The sequence below is a fragment of the Streptomyces alboflavus genome, from assembly GCF_000716675.1.
Taxonomy (GTDB): Bacteria; Actinomycetota; Actinomycetes; order Streptomycetales; family Streptomycetaceae; genus Streptomyces; species Streptomyces alboflavus.
In genome coordinates this window covers 131,273-152,697 of sequence record NZ_JNXT01000007.1, presented here as the reverse complement: position 1 = coordinate 152,697, position 21,425 = coordinate 131,273, and the positions used below count along the sequence as shown (strand labels likewise).

The 21,425-nt window shown below is 68.7% G+C and carries 17 protein-coding genes; 8 read left to right on the top strand and 9 right to left on the bottom strand.

Annotation, left to right across the window (positions count from 1 at the left end; genetic code table 11):
• Window positions 1-37 precede the first annotated feature (37 nt).
• On the bottom strand, window positions 38-2,506 hold the full coding sequence (locus OO63_RS08270) for a DUF6049 family protein (RefSeq protein ID WP_030357775.1): 2,469 nt from the start codon (window positions 2,504-2,506) through the stop codon (window positions 38-40).
• A gap of 227 nt (window positions 2,507-2,733) precedes the next feature.
• Between OO63_RS08270 and OO63_RS08265 the strand changes: the two genes are divergently transcribed.
• Window positions 2,734-4,203 (top strand): CCA tRNA nucleotidyltransferase, encoded by a 1,470-nt coding sequence (locus OO63_RS08265; RefSeq protein ID WP_051810652.1) that lies wholly within the window; start codon window positions 2,734-2,736, stop codon window positions 4,201-4,203.
• A 112-nt stretch (window positions 4,204-4,315) separates the two neighbouring features.
• On the opposite strand, the gene OO63_RS08260 is transcribed toward OO63_RS08265, so the two are convergent.
• The 4 genes from OO63_RS08260 to OO63_RS08245 form a co-directional block, all read right to left on the bottom strand.
• On the bottom strand, window positions 4,316-4,840 hold the full coding sequence (locus OO63_RS08260; RefSeq protein ID WP_030357777.1) for an LppU/SCO3897 family protein: 525 nt from the start codon (window positions 4,838-4,840) through the stop codon (window positions 4,316-4,318).
• Between the two features lie 131 nt (window positions 4,841-4,971).
• A complete protein-coding gene (locus OO63_RS08255; protein ID WP_030357778.1) occupies window positions 4,972-6,228 on the bottom strand; it encodes an MFS transporter in 1,257 nt (418 codons plus the stop codon).
• 115 nt (window positions 6,229-6,343) lie between these two features.
• Window positions 6,344-7,426 carry an inositol-3-phosphate synthase gene (locus OO63_RS08250; protein ID WP_030357779.1) on the bottom strand — a complete coding sequence of 361 codons (1,083 nt, stop codon included), beginning with the start codon at window positions 7,424-7,426 and terminating at the stop codon, window positions 6,344-6,346.
• A gap of 59 nt (window positions 7,427-7,485) precedes the next feature.
• Window positions 7,486-8,166 (bottom strand): PadR family transcriptional regulator, encoded by a 681-nt coding sequence (locus OO63_RS08245; RefSeq protein WP_030357780.1) that lies wholly within the window; start codon window positions 8,164-8,166, stop codon window positions 7,486-7,488.
• Window positions 8,167-8,541: 375 nt separating this feature from the next.
• Here OO63_RS08245 and OO63_RS08240 point away from each other — a divergent pair, with 375 nt between their 5' ends.
• Window positions 8,542-11,265: a transglycosylase domain-containing protein gene (locus tag OO63_RS08240; RefSeq protein ID WP_063750380.1), complete on the top strand. Its 2,724-nt coding sequence runs from the start codon at window positions 8,542-8,544 to the stop codon at window positions 11,263-11,265.
• A gap of 219 nt (window positions 11,266-11,484) precedes the next feature.
• Window positions 11,485-13,038, top strand: a complete 1,554-nt coding sequence (locus OO63_RS08235; protein ID WP_078619015.1) for a glycosyltransferase family 87 protein — start codon at window positions 11,485-11,487, stop codon at window positions 13,036-13,038.
• Window positions 13,039-13,168: 130 nt separating this feature from the next.
• Here the strand turns inward: OO63_RS08235 and OO63_RS08230 are convergent, their stop codons facing one another.
• From OO63_RS08230 to OO63_RS08220, 3 genes are all read right to left on the bottom strand, one after another.
• Entirely contained in the window at window positions 13,169-14,200 is a 1,032-nt protein-coding gene (locus OO63_RS08230) for an alanine racemase (RefSeq protein WP_030357783.1), read from the bottom strand.
• 77 nt (window positions 14,201-14,277) lie between these two features.
• Complete coding sequence (locus tag OO63_RS08225) at window positions 14,278-15,399, bottom strand: lipid II:glycine glycyltransferase FemX (protein ID WP_030357784.1); 1,122 nt, start codon at window positions 15,397-15,399, stop codon at window positions 14,278-14,280.
• Window positions 15,400-15,586: 187 nt separating this feature from the next.
• Complete coding sequence (locus OO63_RS08220; RefSeq protein ID WP_030357785.1) at window positions 15,587-15,898, bottom strand: hypothetical protein; 312 nt, start codon at window positions 15,896-15,898, stop codon at window positions 15,587-15,589.
• A 265-nt stretch (window positions 15,899-16,163) separates the two neighbouring features.
• Between OO63_RS08220 and rpsF the strand changes: the two genes are divergently transcribed.
• The 4 genes from rpsF (at window position 16,164) to rplI (ending at window position 17,933) form a co-directional block, all read left to right on the top strand.
• Window positions 16,164-16,454: a 30S ribosomal protein S6 gene (rpsF, locus tag OO63_RS08215; protein ID WP_016644628.1), complete on the top strand. Its 291-nt coding sequence runs from the start codon at window positions 16,164-16,166 to the stop codon at window positions 16,452-16,454.
• Window positions 16,455-16,558: 104 nt separating this feature from the next.
• Window positions 16,559-17,158 (top strand): single-stranded DNA-binding protein, encoded by a 600-nt coding sequence (locus tag OO63_RS08210; protein WP_030357786.1) that lies wholly within the window; start codon window positions 16,559-16,561, stop codon window positions 17,156-17,158.
• Window positions 17,159-17,231: 73 nt separating this feature from the next.
• Window positions 17,232-17,468: a 30S ribosomal protein S18 gene (gene rpsR, locus OO63_RS08205; protein WP_006381652.1), complete on the top strand. Its 237-nt coding sequence runs from the start codon at window positions 17,232-17,234 to the stop codon at window positions 17,466-17,468.
• Between the two features lie 18 nt (window positions 17,469-17,486).
• Complete coding sequence (rplI, locus tag OO63_RS08200) at window positions 17,487-17,933, top strand: 50S ribosomal protein L9 (protein ID WP_030357787.1); 447 nt, start codon at window positions 17,487-17,489, stop codon at window positions 17,931-17,933.
• A gap of 159 nt (window positions 17,934-18,092) precedes the next feature.
• Here the strand turns inward: rplI and OO63_RS08195 are convergent, their stop codons facing one another.
• A complete protein-coding gene (locus OO63_RS08195) occupies window positions 18,093-19,430 on the bottom strand; it encodes an MATE family efflux transporter (RefSeq protein ID WP_030357788.1) in 1,338 nt (445 codons plus the stop codon).
• Between the two features lie 460 nt (window positions 19,431-19,890).
• On the opposite strand from OO63_RS08195, the gene dnaB reads away from it, so the two are divergent.
• Window positions 19,891-21,363 carry a replicative DNA helicase gene (gene dnaB, locus OO63_RS08190; RefSeq protein ID WP_030357789.1) on the top strand — a complete coding sequence of 491 codons (1,473 nt, stop codon included), beginning with the start codon at window positions 19,891-19,893 and terminating at the stop codon, window positions 21,361-21,363.
• Window positions 21,364-21,425 lie beyond the last annotated feature (62 nt).

Genomic DNA, 21,425 nt, shown 5'->3' with positions numbered 1-21,425 from the left:
ACCTCATGGTCCGCGGGCCCACCGGCCACGACATCGCTCAACGGTCCACTCTCTCACCCGTGTGCGAAGGCTCGGTGCTTTCGGCAGCGGTGTCCGGTGTCGGGTCACTCGGCTGCTCGGGATCGGCCGATCCGGGGTCGGTGCCGGGAGAGGTGTCGGGGGTGGCGTCGGAATCGCCGTCGGGGCCGCCGTCCGGGCCCGCCTCGGCCTGCCGCCGCGCCGCGCGCTTGCGCTGGGTGTACATGCGGAACCCGGCGAGGACGAGGAGCAGGACGCCGCCGCCGATGACCAGCATCACCGTCGCGGTGAACTCGGTGACGTTGACGTCGAAGCGGACGGGCGCGCCGTAGGGCTCGTTGTCCTCGGTGTAGAGCTGCGCGTAGACCGTGACCGGGCCGTTGGCGTTGGCCGTGGTGGTGAACTTCACGGACTGGGTGTGGCCGCCGCCCGTGATCCGGACGGGCTGCTCCTCGTAGAGCCCGTCGCCGACCTTCAGACGGGTGGGGTTGGTCGACGTCAGGCGCAGGACGAGGTGGTCGACGCCCTGCACCAGGTTGTTCTGCACCGTGACCGGGATGGTCGCGCTGCGGCCCGAGAGCTTCACCTCGGACTTGTTGATCAGCTTCACCTGCTGGATGAGGCTCGTCAGATACCCCTGCACGCCCTTGCGGAAGTTCTGGGCGTCGGTCGGGCGGCCGCGCCACGACGTGGACATCTCACGGTCCATCGCCCGCCCGAAGGGGGTGATGACGCGGTCCGCCTGGGAGAGGATCTGCTTGAAGCGGTCGAGCTTGCCCTGGGTGTTCTGGACCTCCTCGAACGCCGAGCGGGGCAGTTCCTGCTTGCGCAGCGACGACGGGTAGGACCCGGCGGAGGGGACCTGGGTGGTGGCGTTCGGGTCCGGCTCGGCCTTCGCCGCCGCCGTCAGGGACTGCGGCTGCGACCAGCGCTTGTCGTCGAGGGCGGCCAGCGCCCGCGCCATGGTCTGGGCCTGGCTGGCCGTGGGCATGCGCTGGGGGGCGACCACGACGCTGCGCTGCTTGTCCGGATCCTGCAGCGTGATCATGAGACTTTGGGCCAGGAATTCCTGGGTGGCGAGGGTGGAGTCCTCGGCCCCCGTCATGTCGCCGCGGAACGCGGTCGAGAGGCGCGCGTCGGCGACCACGGCGGTCGTCCCGCCGCCGATGGGCCGCGCGGCGTTGGGGGTGTACAGCAGCCCGCCCGTCTCGCGCAGGCTGTCGCTGCGGGCGATCACCGAGTGGGCGCCCGCCGACGTGGCGACGTCCACGACCGACGGGTCGACCGCGCCCTCGGCGGGCCACGCGAAGTCCGAGCTGGGCTTGACGTTGAGGATGTCCTCCACGGCCTGGGCGCCGACCTCGGTGGCCTCCTTGAGGTGGCCGAGCGAGCCCTTGACGGCCCTGCCGTTGTGGGCGAGCGAGGCGAGGTCGGGGTCGGCGAAGGGCAGCGCGACGACCTTCTTGCCCTTCACGGCCTTGTGGAGCTGGTTGAGCCACTGCTTCGCGACGGCCTGGTGCTTGCCCGCGACGGTCGTGCCGTCCGGCCCCTCGACGTCGTAGCTCGTCGTCATCGCGTCGACGGAGACCAGCAGGTCAGGATCGATCACCCAGGCGACGTCGAGCTGGCTGCCGAGCGTCAGGAGCTGCTGCAGCCGCCCGCCCGTCTGGAGTTCCTTGGCGAGGCTCTCGTCCTTGAAGAGCGGCGTCTGCTCCTCGTCGGAGCGCGTCCTCGACGTGAGGTGCGTGGTCGAGATGAGCGGCCACAGGTACGTCGTCTTGGTCTTCGTGTCGGCCGCCCCGTCCTGCCACGGCAAGAAGGTCCGCTCGATGCCGAGCACCTGGGGGTAGGGCTGTGCGGGCGTCTGGCCGGTCAGCGTGACGCCGAGCTGGTAGACGCCGTCCATGCCGAGGCGCAGGGCGTTCACGGGCACGGAGATGCTGAAGTCGTATGGGACGCCCGGGGCGAGCCGGGAGAACTTCTCCACGTACTTCCCGCCGACCTCGGAGCCGTCGAGCCCGGGCTGGTAGGTGGTCCGCTTCGCGGCGCTGTCGATGTCCGTGCGGCCGCCGAGGGCGCTGCCCACGCGGAGGCCCACATGGGCGTCGGTGATCGCCTGGCGTCCCTCGTTGGTGATCTTGCCCGAGACGACGACGGTGTCGCCGTCGCGCGGCGCGCTGGGCGTGAGGGTGTCCAGGGACACATCGACGGTGCGGGAGCCGGTGGGGGTGGCCTTCGTGCCCGTGGAGGCCTTGCGCGCGTCCGCGGCGCCGGTGTGGGCGCCCGCGGCATGCGACGTGCCCACTGACCCGGTCGTGGTCGCTGTGCCCGTCGTCACTCCGGTACCGGCGGCATGCGCGGAGGGGCTCACGGGCACCTGGAGCAGCCCGGCCAGCAGTGGTGCCCCGGCCAGCAGTGTCGCTGTCCGCCGGAACCACCGGCGGGCAGGTGAGGGGCTGGTCCCCGGGAAATCTGCCGCCTCGGCCACGCGTTGCCCGTCCCTCGTCGTCGTCAGCTGTGTCGGTGGTTGTCGTTCGCTGCGTCCACGCATGGTAACGAGGTGCGCCGGGGCTAAGTGCCGCGGACTGCTCCACAAGATCGGAAGGCCTGGCGGCGACGCCCGCAAGCCCGGTGGTGAGCGCCGTGTGCGGCACTGACGAGGCCCGCGGAAATCCGGGCGGCCCCCGGCGCCCGGGGCACGTACCCTTTTCTGTTGTGCCGAACGCCAACGAAGACAATCCCCGTGCCCTGAGCCAGGCGCAGGACCGCGCTGTGAGCGAGCTGCTGCGCGTCTCCCCCGTCGCGGACGACCTCGCCCGCCGTTTCCAGGAGGCCGGGTTCTCGCTCGCCCTGGTGGGCGGATCGGTCCGGGACGCGCTCCTGGGCCGGCTCGGCAACGACCTGGACTTCACGACGGACGCCCGCCCCGAGGACGTACTGAAGATCGTCCGTCCGTGGGCCGACGCGGTCTGGGAGGTCGGGATCGCCTTCGGGACGGTCGGCTGCCAGAAGGACGCTCGTGTGGACGGCGCCGAGCAGCGTTTCCAGGTCGAAGTGACGACATATCGATCGGAGGCGTACGACCGGACCTCGCGCAAGCCCGAGGTGTCGTACGGCGACTCCATCGAGCAGGACCTCGTCCGCCGTGACTTCACCGTGAACGCGATGGCTGTGGCGCTCCCGGAGAAGACGTTCGTCGACCCGCACGGAGGCCTTGGTGACCTGGCCGAGCGCGTCCTGCGGACCCCCGGCACCCCTGAGGAGTCCTTCTCGGACGACCCGCTGCGGATGATGCGGGCCGCGCGCTTCGCCGCGCAGCTGGACTTCGAGGTGGCCCCCGAGGTCGTCGCCGCGATGAAGGCGATGGCCGGGCGCATCGAGATCGTCTCCGCCGAGCGCGTCCGGGACGAGCTGAACAAGCTGGTCCTGTCCGCGCACCCGGCCAAGGGCCTCGCTCTCCTCGTGGACACCGGCCTCGCCGACCATGTCCTGCCGGAGCTGCCCGCCCTGCGCCTGGAGCGCGACGAGCACCACCGGCACAAGGACGTCTACGACCACACGCTGATCGTCCTCGAGCAGGCGATGGCGCTGGAGACCGAGGGCCCGGACCTGACGCTCCGGCTCGCCGCACTGCTGCACGACATCGGCAAGCCGAGGACGCGTCGCTTCGAGTCGGACGGGCGGGTCTCGTTCCACCACCACGAGGTGGTCGGGGCGAAGATGACCAAGAAGCGCATGACCGCCCTGAAGTACTCGAATGAGCTCATCAAGGACGTCTCACGGCTCGTGGAGCTGCACCTGCGCTTCCACGGCTACGGCGAGGGCGAATGGACGGACTCCGCGGTCCGGCGCTACGTCCGCGACGCGGGCCCGCTCCTGACCCGCCTGCACAAGCTGACCCGCTCGGACTGCACCACGCGCAACAAGCGCAAGGCCAACAACCTGTCCCGCGCCTACGACGGCCTGGAGGAGCGCATCGCCCGCCTCCAGGAGCAGGAGGAGCTGGACTCGATCCGCCCCGACCTCGACGGCAACGAGATCATGGAGATCCTCGCCGTCCGCCCCGGCCCTGCCGTCGGTCAGGCGTACAAGTTCTTGCTCGAGCTGCGCCTGGAGAACGGGCCGATGGAGCGGGACGCGGCGGTGGCGGCGCTCAAGGAGTGGTGGGCTGCGCAGGAGCAGTAGAGGTGAGCATGCGAAGGGGCGCTGTGTTTCACGTGAAACACAGCGCCCCTCATGCATGAAGCGGGGCGATGTTTCACGTAAAACATCGCCCCGCTTCATGCATGCAGGCTGCTTACTTCTTCAGCTTCTCCAAGCAGAGCGTGAAGTCGTCACCGCGACCCGTCTCCCGGTACTGGGCGTACTTCCTGATGTCGCAGGTTCCGCTGTCCTTCTTCTCTGCGACCTTGTACGCGGCTTTGCTGTCGCCGCAGTCCACGATCTTCAAGTCCGGGTCGGTGGAGCTCGTCGGGTTGCCGACGCTCATGCAGTCGCCGACCTCGGCTGCGGCTGCCTCGTCCTTGCCCGCCAGGACCGCGCCACCGGCGATCAGCGCGACGACGGCGACACCCACGATGGAGAATATGAGCTTCTTCTTGCTCTTGCGCGGAGCCTGCGGGTCCGGGCCGCCCTGGTAGAACGGCACGCCCGGCTGCTGCGGAGCGCCCGGCTGCGGCGGGTACGGCTGGCCGGGGGCCTGGCTGTAGGGGTCGCCCCCACCCTGGGGCTGGCCGTACGGCGCACCGCCCTGAGGCTGCTGGCCGTAGGGCTGCTGGCCCTGGGCGAATGGATTCTGGCCCTGGGGCGGCGGAGTGGACACGGGGATCCCCCTAGAAGAGAGCGCAAGGCGTGTGGCTGGGATGCGCGATGGCGCGAAACGACCCCCGTAAGTTACCGAGATCCCGAGCGCGGATTGAAGCTCAGTGGACCTCTGTGGCACTGATGTGACACTTACTGGTCGTCAAACCTGGCCATAGCCACAGCAATCGCCGCGTAAATAACGGCCACCGTGACAACCAAGGAAGCCGATTTTCCGTCCGGGGGCAGCATCAGGGCGGCGACGCCTGCCGCGCCGACGAAGGAGATGTTGAAGAGGACGTCGTAGAGGGAGAAGACCCGGCCCCGGAAGCCGTCGTCCACGGCGGCCTGGACGACCGTGTCCGTGGCGATCTTCGCGCCCTGGGTGGTCAGCCCCAGGACGAAGGCGGCGACGAACATCGGCACCGGGGCGAAGGCCAGGCCGAGCGCGGGCTCCAGGACGGCCGCCGCGGCGGCGCAGAGCACGAGCCAGCCGCGGGGCCCGAACCGCCCCGCTGCCCACGGCGTCACCACGGCCGCCGCGAAGAACCCCGCACCGGAGATCCCCACGGCGACCCCGAGCAGCGCGAGCCCGTCGTCCTCCGTCGACCCCCACGCGTACCGGCACAGCATCAGCACCATCACCGTGAGCGCGCCGAAGCAGAACCGCATCAGCGTCATCGACACCAGAGCGTGCGCGGCCGGGCGCCGCTCGGCGAGATGGCGTACGCCGGCAAGGAGACCGCGTGCGGTCCCGGCGAGCGCCGTGCGCAGGTGCGGCTGCACCAATTCCGGATCGGGACCGAGGAGTTCGCGGGACATCCGCAGGGAGGCGAGCGCGGCGCACAGATAGAGCGCGGCGCCTAGGAGGACCACGGCCGCGTCCGAGTCCGAGGCCACGATGCGTACCACGAAGGCGAGACCGCCGCCCGCGGTGGCGGCCAGGGTGCCCGCGGTCGGGGAGATGGAGTTGGCCAGGACCAGGCGTTCGGAGTCGACGACGCGCGGCAGCGCCGCCGAGAGCCCGGCGAGGACGAAGCGGTTGACGGCAGTGACGCAGAGCGCGGACGCGTAGAAGAGCCAGTCCGGGGTGTCGCTGAGGATCAGCACGGCGGTCACGCAGGCGAGGGCGGCCCGCAGCACATTGCCGTACAGCAGCACCTGGCGCCGTCGCCAGCGGTCGAGCAGGACGCCCGCGAACGGGCCGACGAGGGAGTACGGAAGGAGCAGTACCGCCATCGCGGAGGCGATCGCCGCGGCGGACGTCTCCTTCTCCGGCGAGAAGACCACGTACGCGGCGAGCGCGACCTGGAAGACGCCGTCCGCGCCCTGGGAGACGAGCCGCACGGCCAGCAGGCGCCGGAAATCCCGCAGCCGCAGGAGAACGCGCAGGTCACCGACGACAGCCATGGGGCACAGCCTCACATACGAGCGGGGTCCCCGGGCACATATGACCCGGGGACCCCGACTGGCTACCGAAGCGGCCGACTCAGCAGTCGGCCCCGCGGTTGAGTTGGCGCTCGGCTCAGCGCTCGACCTCGCCCTTGATGAACTTCTCGACGTTCTCGAAGGCCTCGTCGTCGAAGTACTGCACCGGCGGGGACTTCATGAAGTACGAGGACGCCGACAGGATCGGGCCGCCGATGCCGCGGTCCTTGGCGATCTTCGCGGCGCGCAGGGCGTCGATGATGACACCGGCCGAGTTCGGGGAGTCCCAGACCTCGAGCTTGTACTCCAGGTTCAGCGGGACGTCGCCGAAGGCGCGGCCCTCGAGGCGGACGTACGCCCACTTGCGGTCGTCGAGCCACGCGACGTAGTCCGACGGGCCGATGTGGACGTTCTTCTCGCCCAGCTCGCGGTCGGGGATCTGCGAGGTGACGGCCTGCGTCTTCGAGATCTTCTTGGACTCGAGGCGGTCGCGCTCCAGCATGTTCTTGAAGTCCATGTTGCCGCCGACGTTGAGCTGCATGGTGCGCTCAAGACGGACACCGCGGTCCTCGAACAGCTTCGCCATCACGCGGTGCGTGATGGTCGCGCCGACCTGCGACTTGATGTCGTCGCCGACGATCGGGACGCCCGCCTCGGTGAACTTGTCCGCCCACTCCTTGGTGCCGGCGATGAAGACCGGGAGGGCGTTGACGAAGGCGACCTTGGCGTCGATGGCGCACTGGGCGTAGAACTTCGCCGCGTCCTCGGAGCCGACCGGCAGGTAGCAGACCAGGACGTCGACCTTGCGGTCCTTGAGGATCTGGACGACGTCGACCGGGGCCTCGGCGGACTCCTCGATGGTCTGGCGGTAGTACTTGCCCAGGCCGTCGTAGGTGTGGCCGCGCTGGACCTGCACGCCGGAGTTCGGCACGTCGCAGATCTTGATGGTGTTGTTCTCGCTGGCACCGATCGCGTCCGCGAGGTCGAGGCCGACCTTCTTCGCGTCGACGTCGAAGGCGGCGACGAACTCGACGTCACCGACGTGGTAGTCGCCGAACTGGACGTGCATCAGGCCCGGGACCTTGGCGTCCGGGTCTGCGTCCTTGTAGTACTCGACGCCCTGGACCAGCGAGGCGGCGCAGTTGCCCACGCCGACGATGGCTACGCGAACCGAACCCATTCCGGTTGCTCCCTGTGTGATCTCGGTATTCCGGATGAGACTCCGCCGAATGCGGAGGCTCACTTGGTGGTGTCGTCGGACGCATCCGGCGGCGGGGTGCTGCCCCGCCGCCGGGGCAGGACGCCCGACTCCCCAGATGTGCTGTTCTGCTGAGCGGAGCCGTCGGGTGCGGACCGTTGCTGGTCGCGTCCCGCGCGCTCGCTCTCGATGAGCTCGTTCAGCCAGCGCACTTCGCGCTCCACGGACTCCATCCCGTGCCGCTGCAGCTCAAGCGTGTAGTCGTCGAGGCGCTCCCGGGTGCGGGCCAAGGAGGCGCGCATCTTCTCCAGGCGCTCCTCCAGGCGGCTGCGGCGGCCCTCGAGCACCCGCATCCGCACGTCCCGCGAGGTCTGGCCGAAGAAGGCGAAGCGGGCAGCGAAGTGCTCGTCCTCGTACGCATCGGGGCCGGTCTGCGAGAGCAGTTCCTCGAAGTGTTCCTTACCTTCAGCCGTCAACCGATAGACGATCTTGGCGCGGCGCCCCGCGAGGGGAGCCAGGGCCTCTCCGGCAGCACCCGATTCCTCGATCAACCAGCCGTTCGCGACCAGAGTCTTGAGGCATGGGTAGAGCGACCCGTAGCTGAAGGCGCGGAACACACCCAGTGAGGTGTTGAGCCGCTTGCGCAGCTCGTAGCCGTGCATCGGGGACTCGCGGAGCAGGCCGAGCACGGCGAACTCGAGGATGCCGGAGCGTCTGCTCATCGTCGCCTCCCGTCTGTCCCGGTCTGCCGCACACGGCCCTTTATGCCGACCTGATGTATCGGCTCGATACATCACGACGATAGAACGACGTGCCGCCTGCGACAAGAGGGGGCACGGTGAACGGCATCACATCACCGATTCGTAGGAAGTAACTTGCCTGTTTTGGGGTGAACTTCGGTCCTAAGAGGGTTTTGACGGTGCGTAGTCTGTGCGCCATGCATACCGCCGGGAACCAAGTGACGCGAGGTGGCGTCGCTGTCCCCGGTGCAGTGCGGATGAGTGCCGGAACGGGCGCATCCGTACATCGGGGGGACCGGAAACCAGCCGCCGTTTCCAGGCGCGGAGACCCGCGCCTGCCCGAGGAGTAGTCGTTCGATGAGCGAGCACCGTCGCAAACCGCCGCAGCCGCAGGGCGGCGGACGCGCCGCGGCCAGGCGTGGCGCATCCGGCGCGTCCGGAGCGCCGTCGGGCCGTCGTGCAGCACCGCGTGACGCCACTGGATCGCCGTCATCGCCGTCAGCCCCGTCGTCGTACGGGCCGGGGGGCCCCGGGGGCGAGGAGCGGCCCTACGGCGGTCGCGCCGAGGCCCGGCGCGCGGCCCGCAGCGGTTCTGTCGGGGGTGGTGGTGGCCGTCGCAGGGCCGCCGAGAACGCCGGCCGGGGGCGGGGCAGAGGGCGTGGCCACGAGCCCGCCAAGAAGCGCTTCATCGACTACCCGCGCGCGGGCAAGTCCGGGGCGCGGCGCTGGCTGCCGTCGTGGCGGCTCGTCACCGGCCTGTTCATCGGGTTCCTCGGCAGCATGCTGGCGGTCGTCGGCATCGCGTACGCCCTCGTCGAGGTGCCGGAGGTCGCCAAGGCGGCGCGGGCCCAGAACAACGTCTACTACTGGGCCGACGGCTCCCAGATGGTCGCGACCGGCGGCGAGACCAACCGCCAGATCATCAAGTACGCGGACATCCCGAGGGCGATGCGCAACGCCGTCATCTCGGCGGAGAACAAGACCTTCAACAAGGACAAGGGCGTCGACCCGATGGGCATCGCCCGGGCCGTCGTCAACATGGCCAAGGGCGGTCAGACCCAGGGCGGCTCGACCATCACGCAGCAGTACGTGAAGAACGCCCGCCTCGACGACCAGTCGCAGACGTTCACGCGGAAGTTCAAGGAGCTGTTCATCTCCATAAAGGTCGGCCGGGAGGTGAGCAAGGAAGACATCATGGCGGGCTATCTGAACACCGCCTACTACGGCCGCAACGCCTACGGCATCCAGGCCGCCGCCCGCGCCTACTTCGGCGAGGACGCCGAGGACCTGAACCCGAGCCAGTGCGCACTCCTCGCGACCGTGCTCAAGGGCGCGACGTACTACGACCCGGCCGGCTACCCCGAGATCGACCCTGCGGCCAGCCCCAAGGCCAACCGGGAGCGGGCCGAGAAGCGCTGGAAGTGGATCCTCGACGAGGAGGTCAAGGACGGCCGCCTCAGTGCCGAGGTCCGCAACAAGTACACGGATTTCCCGAAGCTGGAGAGCCCGCGCTCGAACGTCAAGCTGAGCGGCCAGATCGGCTACCTGGTCTCGCTCGCCAAGGCGTACGTCATCAACAACAGCAATGTCACCGCCGGGCAGCTCGAACAGGGCGGCTACGAGATCCACACGACCTTCGACAAGAAGAAGGTCGATCAGCTCGAGGACGCGGTGGAGAAGGTCCGCAAGGCCAAGATCAAGCCGAAGCTGCGCCCGGACAAGGACACGCACGTTCAGTTCGGTGGCGCGTCGGTCAACCCCAATAACGGGGCGATCGAGGCCATCTACGGCGGTGAGGACGCGACGAAGCACTTCACCAACAACGCGGACACGACCGGTGCTCAGGTCGGCTCGACGTACAAGCCCTTCGTGCTGGCGGCGGCCTTCAAGAACGGCGTCCGTGACAAGGACGGTGGCGAGTCGCAGAGCGATACCGAGCGCACCATCGTCAACCCGAAGAGCAAGTACAGCGGCAAGAACAAGCTCAAGATCAAGAACTACAACGGCTCCGTCTGGCAGGACAAGGACGGCAAGGAGTGGCTGCAGACCAATGACGGTCAGCAGTCGTACAACCCGCCGTCCTACAGGATCGACCTCCGCGAGGCCATGCGGGAGTCGGTCAACTCCGCCTATGTCCAGCTCGGCATGGACGTCGGGCTCGACAAGGTGAAGGCTGCGGCCATGGACGCCGGCCTCAAGGACGACAAGTCCATGGCGGGCGCCACCTACCCGTCCTTCTCCCTCGGTACCTCGTCACCGAGCGCGATCCGCATGGCAGGGGCGTACGCCACGTTCGCCGACCAGGGCAAGCAGCGGGATCCGTTCTCGGTGAAGGAGGTCAAGAAGGAGGGTGAGACGGTCTTCCAGCACAAGGAACAGGTCAAGAGCCCCTTCACCCCTGAGGTGGCGAACAATGTCACCGACGTGCTGAGGACTGTGGTCGACAAGGGCACGGGCACCTCCGCCCAGCTGCCCGGCCGCCAAGTGGCGGGCAAGACCGGTACGACCGACGGCAACAAGTCCGCCTGGTTCGTCGGCTACACCCCGCAGCTGTCGACGGCGATCAGCATGTACCGGCTCGACGACGACGAGAACAACAGCAAGCGCGAGTTCCTGGAGATGTTCGGGACTGGTGGCGAGAAGAAGATCCACGGCGCCTCCTTCCCCGCGCAGATCTGGCAGGACTACATGGAAGAGGCACTCAAGGGGAAGCGCGCCATCCCGTTCCCCGAGCCGGGCCCGATCGGCGAGATCGTCGGAGACATCCCGCCGCCCTCCCCGACGCCGAGCGAGGAGCCCGAGCCGAGCGACTCCCCGTCGCCGACCCCGTCCGAGACCAAGTCGTCCGAGCCTCCGAAGCCGACTGAGTCCCCCGACCCGACCGAGTCCTGCAAGCCCTGGGACCCCAGGTGTGAGGACGACGGTGGTGTGACGGACGGCGGCTCTGAGAACGGCGGCAACAACGGTGGTCCGGGCGGTGAGCCATCACCGACGACCGGTGAGCCCGACGGTGGCAATGACAACGGCGGCAACAACGGCAACGACAACGACGGGGGGTTCTGGGCCGGTCCGACCGGCTGAGCCGAGTCCCGCGTACGTTTCACGTGAAACGGCGTGATCCACGGAAACGGCATGTTTCACGTGAAACAAGGCCGCCGCATCCGGCAAGGGTGCGGCGGCCTTGTCGCGCTGTCGTACGGCCCGCCCGTAGGGCTTCGGGCAGGGCCTTTCAGCCGTCTGTCGGCGGTACGGAGGGTTCTCGGGCACGTACAGCCGGAGTTCTCAGAGCTGTACGGCAGGATGTGCGCCATGCCCAGCGCAGAGAAGATGCCCCCCACACGCGCGCATCAGTCCGTACCCGAGCAGGCGCCGCAGCCTGTGCTCCCCACGAAACAGGACGAGGTCGCCGCGGCCGGCAGCGAGCTGATCGGCGGACCGATCGGCCGTAGAGCCCTTCTGGCGATGGCCTGGCTGACCCCGGTACGCGTCATCGCACTGGTCGCGATCGGCATGTTCGCACTCGGCATGGTGCAGAAGATGCCCTGCTACAACGGCGCCTGGTTCGTCGGCGCGAGCTCGCAGTACACGCACGCCTGCTACTCCGACATCCCTCACCTCTACCAGGGGCGCGGCTTCGCCGACGGACTGGTGCCGTACTTCGACAAGCTGCCTGCCGACGTCGGCATGGAGTACCTCGAGTACCCGGTGCTGACCGGTCTCTTCATGCAGGTGGCCGCCTGGCTGACGCCGGGCAGCGGATCCATCCAGCACCAGGAGAAGTTCTACTGGATGGTCAATGCCGGGATGCTGATGATCTGCACGGTCATCATCGCGGTCTGTGTGACCCGCATCCACCGGCGCCGGCCCTGGGACGCCCTGCTCGTCGCCCTGGCCCCCGCTTTCGCCCTGACGGCCACCATCAACTGGGACCTGTTCGCGGTCGCTCTGACGGCCCTGGCGATGCTGATGTGGTCGCGTGGGCGGGCCGTGCCCGCGGGGATCCTCATCGGCCTCGCGGCGGCCGCCAAGCTCTATCCGGCGCTGCTGCTCGGGCCGCTGCTCGTGCTGTGCTGGCGGGCCGGGCGCTGGCGGGCCTTCTGGCTGGCCGCGGGGAGCGCGGTGGGTGCCTGGCTCGCGGTGAACCTGCCGGTGATGATCCGCCACGACTCGACGGGCTTCCACATCCGCGAGGGCTGGGCGAAGTTCTACACCTTCAGCCAGGAGCGCGGGGTCGACTTCGGGTCGTTCTGGCTGATCCTCTCCCAGCGCATGGACGACCCGCTGACCACGGACACGGTGAACAAGCTCGCGGCTGCCCTGATGATCCTCTGCTGTCTGGGAGTGGCCGCCCTCGCCCTGACCGCGCCGCGCCGCCCACGCCTTGCCCAGCTGGTCTTCCTGGTGGTCGCCGCCTTCATCCTCACCAACAAGGTCTACTCGCCGCAGTACGTCCTGTGGCTGATTCCGCTCGCCGCGCTGGCCCGTCCCCGCTGGCGCGACTTCCTCATCTGGCAGGCGTGCGAGGTCGCGTACTTCCTGGGGATCTGGGGATATCTCGCGTTCACGACGAGCGGGGACGCCCACAAGGGCCTGCCGACCGAGGGCTACCAACTGGCCATCGCGGTCCACCTGCTGGGGACGCTGTACCTGTGCGCCGTGGTGGTGCGCGACATCCTCATGCCGGAGCGGGACGTGGTGCGGCGGACCGGGGAGGACGACCCCTCCGGAGGGGTCCTCGACGGCGCTCCGGACGTCTTCGTGCTCGGTCCGGCGGCGCATCCGCCGCAGCAGGCTGCGCCGGACGGAGCGGGCTCGTGCGTTCAGTGGGGGACGGGGAGCGACCGTTCGCCCTGAGCGAACAAGGCAGTGAGAGCGGGTGTTCGGCGGGCGCGGGTCCGCCCCGCCGAGCAAGACGAAGGGCCGGTACGCGGGAGGCGTACCGGCCCTTCGGCATTTCCTTGGAGCGACCCTTCGAGCCGACGAGTCAGCGGTCGACGATCCGGTCGAACTGCGTGGTCGTGTGCCGCAGGTGGGCCACCAGCTCCTCGCCCACCTTCGGCTCCGGCGCGTCCGACGGCACGAAGAGCAGCGACACCTGCATGTGCGGCGGCTCGGCGAACCAGCGCTGCTTGTCGCCCCAGACGAACGGCGACAGGTTGCGGTTGACGGTCGCGAGGCCCGCGCGGGCCACGCCCTTCGCCCGCGGCATCATGCCGTGCAGTGCCTTCGGGGCCTCCAGGCCGACGCCGTGCGACGTACCGCCCGCGACGACGACCAGCCAGCCGTCGGAGGCGACCTTCTGCTGGCGATAGCCGAAACGGTCACCCTTCATGACGCGCGTGACGTCCAGGATGGCGCCCCGGTACTCGGTCGCGTGGTGGTCGCCGAGCCACAGCTGCGTACCGATGCGCGCGCGGAAGCGGGTCTGCGGGAACTGCTGCTGGAGGCGGGCCAGTTCGCCGGCCTTCAGGTGGCTGACGAACATCGTGTGCAGGGGCAGGCGGGCGGCGCGCAGCCGGTCCATCCAGGCGATGACCTCCTCGACGGCGTCCGAGCCGTCGGTGCGGTCGAGCGGCAGGTGGATGGCGAAGCCCTCGAGGCGTACGTCCTCGATCGCCGCGTGTAGCAGCGGCAGGTCCTGCTCGCTGACGCCGTGCCGCTTCATCGAGGACATGACCTCGATGACGACGCGGGCGCCCACGAGGCCGTGCACGCCGTCGATCGACGACACGGAGCGGATGACGCGGTCGGGCAGCGGCACAGGCTCTTCGCCCCGGCGGAACGGCGTCAGGACCAGCAGGTCACCGCCGAACCAGTCCTTGATCCGGGCGGCCTCGTAGGTCGTGCCGACGGCGAGCACGTCCGAGCCGAATCGCGTGGCCTCCTCCGCGAGCCGCTCGTGACCGAAGCCGTAGCCGTTGCCCTTGCAGACCGGGACGATGCCCGGGAACTGCTCCAGCATGTGCTTCTGGTGTGCCCGCCAGCGCGCGGTGTCGACATAGAGCGTGAGCGCCATGGCTGGTCCCGGAACCTTTCTGGTGTCTGCGGTGTAACAGAGGTATGGAAGGAAATGCGGAAGGAAGCGGTGCGGGATCAGCGACGCGACATGTAGATGTCGAGAGCCTTGTGCAGCAGCTTGTTCAGCGGGAAGTCCCACTCACCGACGTACTCCACGGCCTCGCCGCCGGTGCCGACCTTGAACTGGATCAGGCCGAAGAGGTGGTCCGTCTCGTCCAGCGAGTCGGAGATGCCCCGCAGGTCGTAGACGGAGGCACCGAGTGCGTAGGCGTCGCGCAGCATCCGCCACTGCATCGCGTTCGAGGGCCTGACCTCACGCCCGATGTTGTCGGACGCGCCGTAGGAGTACCAGACGTGGCCGCCCACGACGAGCATCGTCGCCGCCGACAGGTTCACGCCGTTGTGCCGCGCGAAGTACAGCCGCATGCGGTTGGGATCCTCGGTGTTGAGGGTCTGCCACATCTGCTGGAAGTAGCCCAGCGGCCGCGGGCGGAACTTGTCGCGGATCGCGGTGATCTCGTAGAGGCGCTGCCATTCGGCGAGGTCCTGGTAGCCGCCCTGGACGACCTCGACACCGGCCTTCTCGGCCTTCTTGATGTTGCGGCGCCACAGCTGGTTGAAGTTCTTGAGGACGTCCTCAAGCGCGCGGTTGGCGAGCGGCACCTGGAAGACATAGCGGGGCTGCACGTCACCGAAGCCGGCGCCGCCGTCCTCGCCCTGCTGCCAGCCCATGCGGCGGAGCTTGTCCGAGACCTCGAAGGCGCGCGGCTCGATGGTCGTCGGCTCGACATCGCGCAGCCGCTTCACGTCCGGGTTCTGGATGCCGGACTTGATCGCGGGGGCGTCCCAGCGGCGGATGACGACCGGCGGGCCCATCTTCACGGAGAAGGCGCCCTGCTTCTTCAGGTGCGCCAGCATCGGCTGGAGCCACTCGTCCAGGTTCGGGGCGTACCAGTTGATGACCGGACCCTCGGGCAGATACGCGAGATAACGCTTGACCTTGGGCAGCTGGCGGTAGAGGACGAGGCCCACGCCGACGAGCTGGCCGGTCCTGTCGTCGAACCAGCCCAGGTTCTCCGAGCGCCATTCGCTCTTCACGTCTGCCCATGCGGGGACCTGGCAATGGCTTGCCGACGGCAGGCTCTGGATGTACGCCAGATGCTGCTCTCGGCTGATGGTCCTCAGGGTCAGGCTCATTCGCGGCGCTCCTCGGGCTGGTGTGTCCCCATGGGTACAGGGGCTCCGGCTCTCGCGCCGAAGCCTACTGCGCCCTGCGAGCGCCCCGTCTGGGCGTATGGAACCTTCGTCCCCGGTCGTGCTCCGACCAGGGACGGTGCGGGTTCCTCAGCGGCAGGTCCGCCGTGTGTTCACCGGAGTTCGCCGGCTACCAGAGTCCCCCGAAGAGTCCGCCGTGCGCCATGCCCAGGAAGAAGCCGACCGCCGAGGCGCCGAGCCCGACGATCAGGAAGAACCGCTCGCGGGTCGTCACCGAGATGAACTGGCCGTAGGCCCCCGTGAAGATCCCGACCAGGCCGGTCCAGGAACTGAGCAGGTGCAGGTTGTGGAACATCGCGGTCACGAAGGCGATGGCCCCGAGCACCAGCGTCACGCCGAGCAGCGTGTCCTGGAGCGGATGGGGCTTGCCGTCGGTGGCGAAGAGAGAGCCTGCGGTGTCACGTCGCATTGCCTGTGCCATGGAGGCACCTCCTGCGGAAGGCGGCGCATCGTAGCGCCATACACACCCGATGTGTACAGATTCTGCCCGCCCACCGCCGGATTTCAACCGGAAGGCAAGGTGCAGGTAGTCTGTACCGTCTGCACCGGTGTCTGCCCAGGCCACAGCACGAGCCCCCGTCCGCGGGGGCCGATTGTCAGTGGCGGCCGATACCGTTGCGTACGCATCACGACCCTCCTGCCACGGAACGACCGTGGCCGCTGAGTCCAAAGGAGGTGGGTTCCACATGCGTCACTACGAGGTGATGGTCATCCTCGACCCCGATCTCGAGGAGCGCGCTGTCTCCCCGCTGATCGAGAACTTCCTCTCCGTCGTCCGTGAGGGCAACGGAAAGGTCGAGAAGGTCGACACCTGGGGCCGTCGTCGTCTCTCGTACGAGATCAAGAAGAAGCCCGAGGGCATCTACTCGGTCATCGACCTGCAGGCCGAGCCTGCGGTCGTCAAGGAGCTCGACCGCCAGATGAACCTGAACGAGTCGGTCCTCCGGACCAAGGTCCTCCGCCCCGAGATGCACTGAGTCCTCTGGCTCAGGCCCGTTGAGCCCTCGGGCTCGACGGCACTCGGGATCCGAGTAGCAGCAGTAAAAGCAGCCAGCAGCAAACCCGCCGAGAGGTTCCCCCAATGGCAGGCGAGACCGTCATCACGGTTGTCGGCAATCTTGTCGACGACCCCGAGCTGCGCTTCACCCCGTCCGGTGCGGCGGTCGCGAAGTTCCGTGTCGCGTCCACCCCCCGCACCTTCGACCGGCAGACCAATGAGTGGAAGGACGGCGAGAGCCTGTTCCTGACCTGCTCGGTCTGGCGTCAGGCGGCGGAGAACGTCGCCGAGTCGCTCCAGCGAGGCATGCGCGTCATCGTGCAGGGCCGGCTGAAGCAGCGGTCCTACGAGGACCGTGAGGGCATCAAGCGCACGGTCTACGAGCTGGACGTCGAGGAAGTCGGCGCCAGCCTGAAGAACGCCACGGCCAAGGTCACCAAGACCACCGGTCGCGGCGGCCAGGGTGGGTACGGCGGCGGTGGCGGCGGCCAGCAGGGCGGCGGCTGGGGCGGTGGCTCCGGCGGCGGTCAGCAGCAGGGTGGCGGCGGTGCTCCCGCCGACGACCCCTGGGCGACCGGTGCGCCTGCCGGTGGCGGCGGCCAGCAGCAGGGCGGCGGCGGTGGCGGCTGGGGTGGAAACTCCGGCGGCTCCGGCGGCGGCTACTCGGACGAGCCCCCCTTCTAAGCCTCGGGCCTCTGGGCCTCAGAGCGAGAAGGCGGGTCGTACCCACACTTCTTGATCACACAGGAGAAACACCATGGCGAAGCCGCCTGTGCGCAAGCCTAAGAAGAAGGTCTGCGCTTTCTGCAAGGACAAGGTCCAGTACGTGGACTACAAGGACACGAACATGCTGCGGAAGTTCATTTCCGACCGCGGCAAGATCCGTGCCCGCCGCGTGACCGGCAACTGCACGCAGCACCAGCGTGACGTCGCCACGGCCGTGAAGAACAGCCGTGAGATGGCGCTGCTGCCCTACACGTCCACCGCGCGATAAGGGAAGGGTGACCGAAACATGAAGATCATCCTCACCCACGAGGTCTCCGGCCTCGGCACCGCCGGCGAGGTCGTAGACGTCAAGGACGGCTACGCCCGCAACTACCTGATCCCGCGGAAGTTCGCTATCCGCTGGACCAAGGGTGGCGAGAAGGACGTCGAGCAGATCCGTCGTGCTCGCAAGATCCACGAGATCGCGACCATCGAGCAGGCCAACGAGATCAAGGCCCAGCTCGAGGCCGTCAAGGTCCGCTTGGCCGTCCGCTCCGGCGACGCCGGTCGTCTCTTCGGCTCCGTCACCCCGGCTGACGTCGCTTCGGCGATCGAGGCTGCCGGTGGCCCGAAGATCGACAAGCGTCGTGTCGAGCTTGGCGCGCCGATCAAGACCCTGGGCGCCCACGCGACGTCCGTGCGTCTGCACCCCGAGGTGGCCGCGAAGGTCAACGTCGAGGTCGTCTCTGCCTGAGTCGCAGCAATGCGCTCGCAGGACTGAGTGAAGGGGCCGCACCTACGGGTGCGGCCCCTTTGCTGTGCGCTGCTGGGGGTGCCGTGTTTCACGTGAAACACGGCACGAGGAGACTCGGTACGTTCGCTCGCTGCGGCTCGGCGGGTGGGTGCCCGGACGTCAGCGCGTGGCGCCCGTGACGATCCAGCGCCCGGAGCGCGACCGGAGCCACAGGGTCAGTGCCCGCACGGTCATCATGAGCGTCATCGCGGCCCACAGGGTGGTCAGGCCGCCGCCGAGGGTGGGCACGAGGAGCGCCACGGGGGCGAAGACCGCGAGGGTGGCCAGCATGGCCCAGGCGAGGTACGGCCCGTCCCCCGCGCCCATCAGGACGCCGTCGAGGACGTAGACGATGCCGCAGATGGGCTGCGCGAGGGCTATCACCATCAGAGCGGGCAGCGCCGCGTCCTGGACGGCGGCGTCGCCGGAGAACAGCGGGACGAACACGGGGCGGGCCGCGACGACGAGCAGGCCCAGGGCGGCGCCTGAGACGAAGCCCCACTGGATCATGCGGCGGCAGACGTCGCGGGCGCCCTGTGGGTCATTGGCGCCCAGGTACCGGGCGATGATGGCCTGCCCGGCTATCGCGATGGCGTCGAGGGCGAAGGAGAGCAGGCTCCACAGGGACAGGACGATCTGGTGGGCCGCCACGTCGGCGTCGCCGAGGCGTGCCGCCACGGCTGTCGCGATCAGGGCGATGGCGCGCAGGGCGAGCGTGCGGGCCAGGAGGGGGACTCCGGCCTGGGCGCAGGCCCTGATGCCGGCCGCGTCGGGGCGCAGGGAGGCCCCGTGCCGCTTGGCGCCGCGGACGACGACGTAGAGGTAGATGGCCGCCATGCCGCACTGGGCCAGGACGGTGCCCCAGGCGGAACCGGCGATGCCGAAGCCGAAGCCGTAGACGAGGAGCACGTTCAGGGCGCCGTTGGCGACGAAGCCGCCGACGGCGACGTACAGCGGCGTCTTGGTGTCCTGCAGGCCGCGGAGCACGCCGGTGGCGGCGAGCACGACGAGCATCGCAGGGATGCCGAGGATGGAGATCCGCAGGTACGTGACCGCGTACGGGGCCGCTGACTCGGAGGCGCCGAAGAGGTCGACCAGTGCGGGAGCGGTCGGCAGGGCGACGGCGATGACGGCGGCGCCGAGGAGCAGGGCGAGCCAGATGCCGTCCATGCCCTGGCGGATCGCGGCCTGGAGGTCTCCGGCGCCGACGCGGCGGGCGACGGCGGCCGTGGTGGCGTACGCGAGGAAGACGAAGACGCTGACGGCCGTTCCCAGGAGGGCCGAGGCGATGCCGAGGCCGGCGAGCTGCGCGGTGCCGAGATGGCCGACGATGGCGCTGTCGGCCATCAGGAAGAGGGGCTCGGCCACGAGTGCGCCGAAGGCGGGGACGGCGAGGGCGACGATCTCTCGGTCGTGCCGTCGCCGGGCGGCCTTGGGCGCCGCGGGAGCCTGTGTCATGAGCATCAATCTAATCTTCCACAGGTAAGAGATGCAACTGACTTAGGACCCTTACTTGGTTCGGGTGTGCGCATCGGGCGGGGCCTGGTTCGTCAAGATCTTGGGCCGACTGGGGAAGTTTTTCTTCTGCACAGCCGGTGGACGGTAAAGGTGCAGGTCAAAGTGGGTGTGGAAAAGGTCATGAGGGCTTGTTCACAGGGCTGTCCACCGGACCGTGCACAGGTTTTGCGGGGTTCTCCACAGCATCACGCCCGTCATCCACACCGCCTGTGGATAACCAGATTGGCTGACGGTGCCTGCGGGCCTACCGTGGTCCGGCGCCCGCCTCGTCCTGCCATCCCGGAAACCCCGCAAATCCGACGCGTCAGAACCGGAGTTGGGCCCCCTTATTTGTCAGTGTCGTGCCGTAGGAAAGAGAGGCACGGCGAGGTCCGCGTGGCGGACGGGAGGAGGTGGCCCGGTGAGTATTTCCGAGCCCTTGGACGACCCGTGGGCCGACAGCGGTCCGGGGGACCGTCTGCCCGTCTCCCGCCCGCGCCGCGACGGCGGACGTGGCCAGGAGCAGCATGAGCGGGGCAGGGAGGGCGGCTGGGACAGCGGCGGCACGTCCTTCGAGCGCGTCCCGCCGCAGGACCTCGATGCGGAGCAGTCCGTGCTCGGCGGCATGCTGCTGTCGAAGGACGCCATCGCGGACGTCGTCGAGGTGCTCAAGGGCCACGACTTCTACCGCCCGGCGCACGAGACGATCTTCATCGCGATCCTCGACCTGTACGCCAAGGGCGAGCCCGCCGACCCCATCACCGTCGCCGCCGAGCTCACCAAGCGCGGTGAGATCACCAAGGTCGGCGGCGCCTCGTACCTCCACTCGCTCGTCCAAACCGTCCCGACGGCGGCGAATGCCGAGTACTACGCGGAGATCGTCCACGAGCGCGCGGTCCTGCGCCGCCTGGTCGAGGCCGGCACACGCATCACGCAGATGGGGTACGCGGCCGACGGCGATGTGGACGAGATCGTCAACAGCGCACAGGCCGAGATCTACGCCGTCACCGAGCAGCGCACCAGCGAGGACTATCTGCCGCTCGGCGACATCATGGAGGGCGCGCTCGACGAGATCGAGGCGATCGGCTCGCGCAGCGGCGAGATGACGGGTGTGCCGACGGGCTTCACCGACTTCGACTCGCTCACCAACGGTCTGCACCCGGGCCAGATGGTCGTCATCGCGGCCCGTCCCGCCATGGGTAAGTCGACGCTGGCGCTCGACTTCGCGCGGGCCGCGTCCATCAAGCACAACCTGCCCAGCGTCATCTTCTCCCTGGAGATGGGGCGCAACGAGATCGCGATGCGTCTGCTGTCCGCGGAGGCACGGGTGGCGCTGCACCACATGCGTTCCGGCACGATGACGGACGAAGACTGGACCCGGCTCGCCCGCCGGATGCCCGAGGTGTCGGCCGCCCCGCTCTACATCGACGACTCCCCGAACCTGTCGATGATGGAGATCCGCGCCAAGTGCCGTCGCCTCAAGCAGCGCGCCGACATCAAGCTCGTGATCATCGACTATCTGCAGCTGATGCAGTCCGGTGGCTCCAAGCGTGCCGAGAGCCGGCAGCAGGAAGTCTCGGACATGTCGCGAAACCTGAAGCTCCTCGCCAAGGAGCTCGAGGTGCCGGTGATCGCCCTCTCGCAGCTGAACCGTGGTCCCGAGCAGCGCACCGACAAGAAGCCCCAGGTCTCCGACCTGCGTGAATCCGGCTCCATCGAGCAGGACGCGGACATGGTGATCCTGCTGCACCGCGAGGACGCGTACGAGAAGGAGTCACCCCGCGCGGGTGAGGCCGACATCATCGTGGGCAAGCACCGTAATGGTCCGACCGCGACGATCACGGTCGCCTTCCAGGGCCACTACTCGCGCTTCGTGGACATGGCACAGACGTAGGGCCCCGCCCTCCCGTGACAGACGTAGGGCCCGCCCCCACCCGGGGACGGGCCCTACGTCTG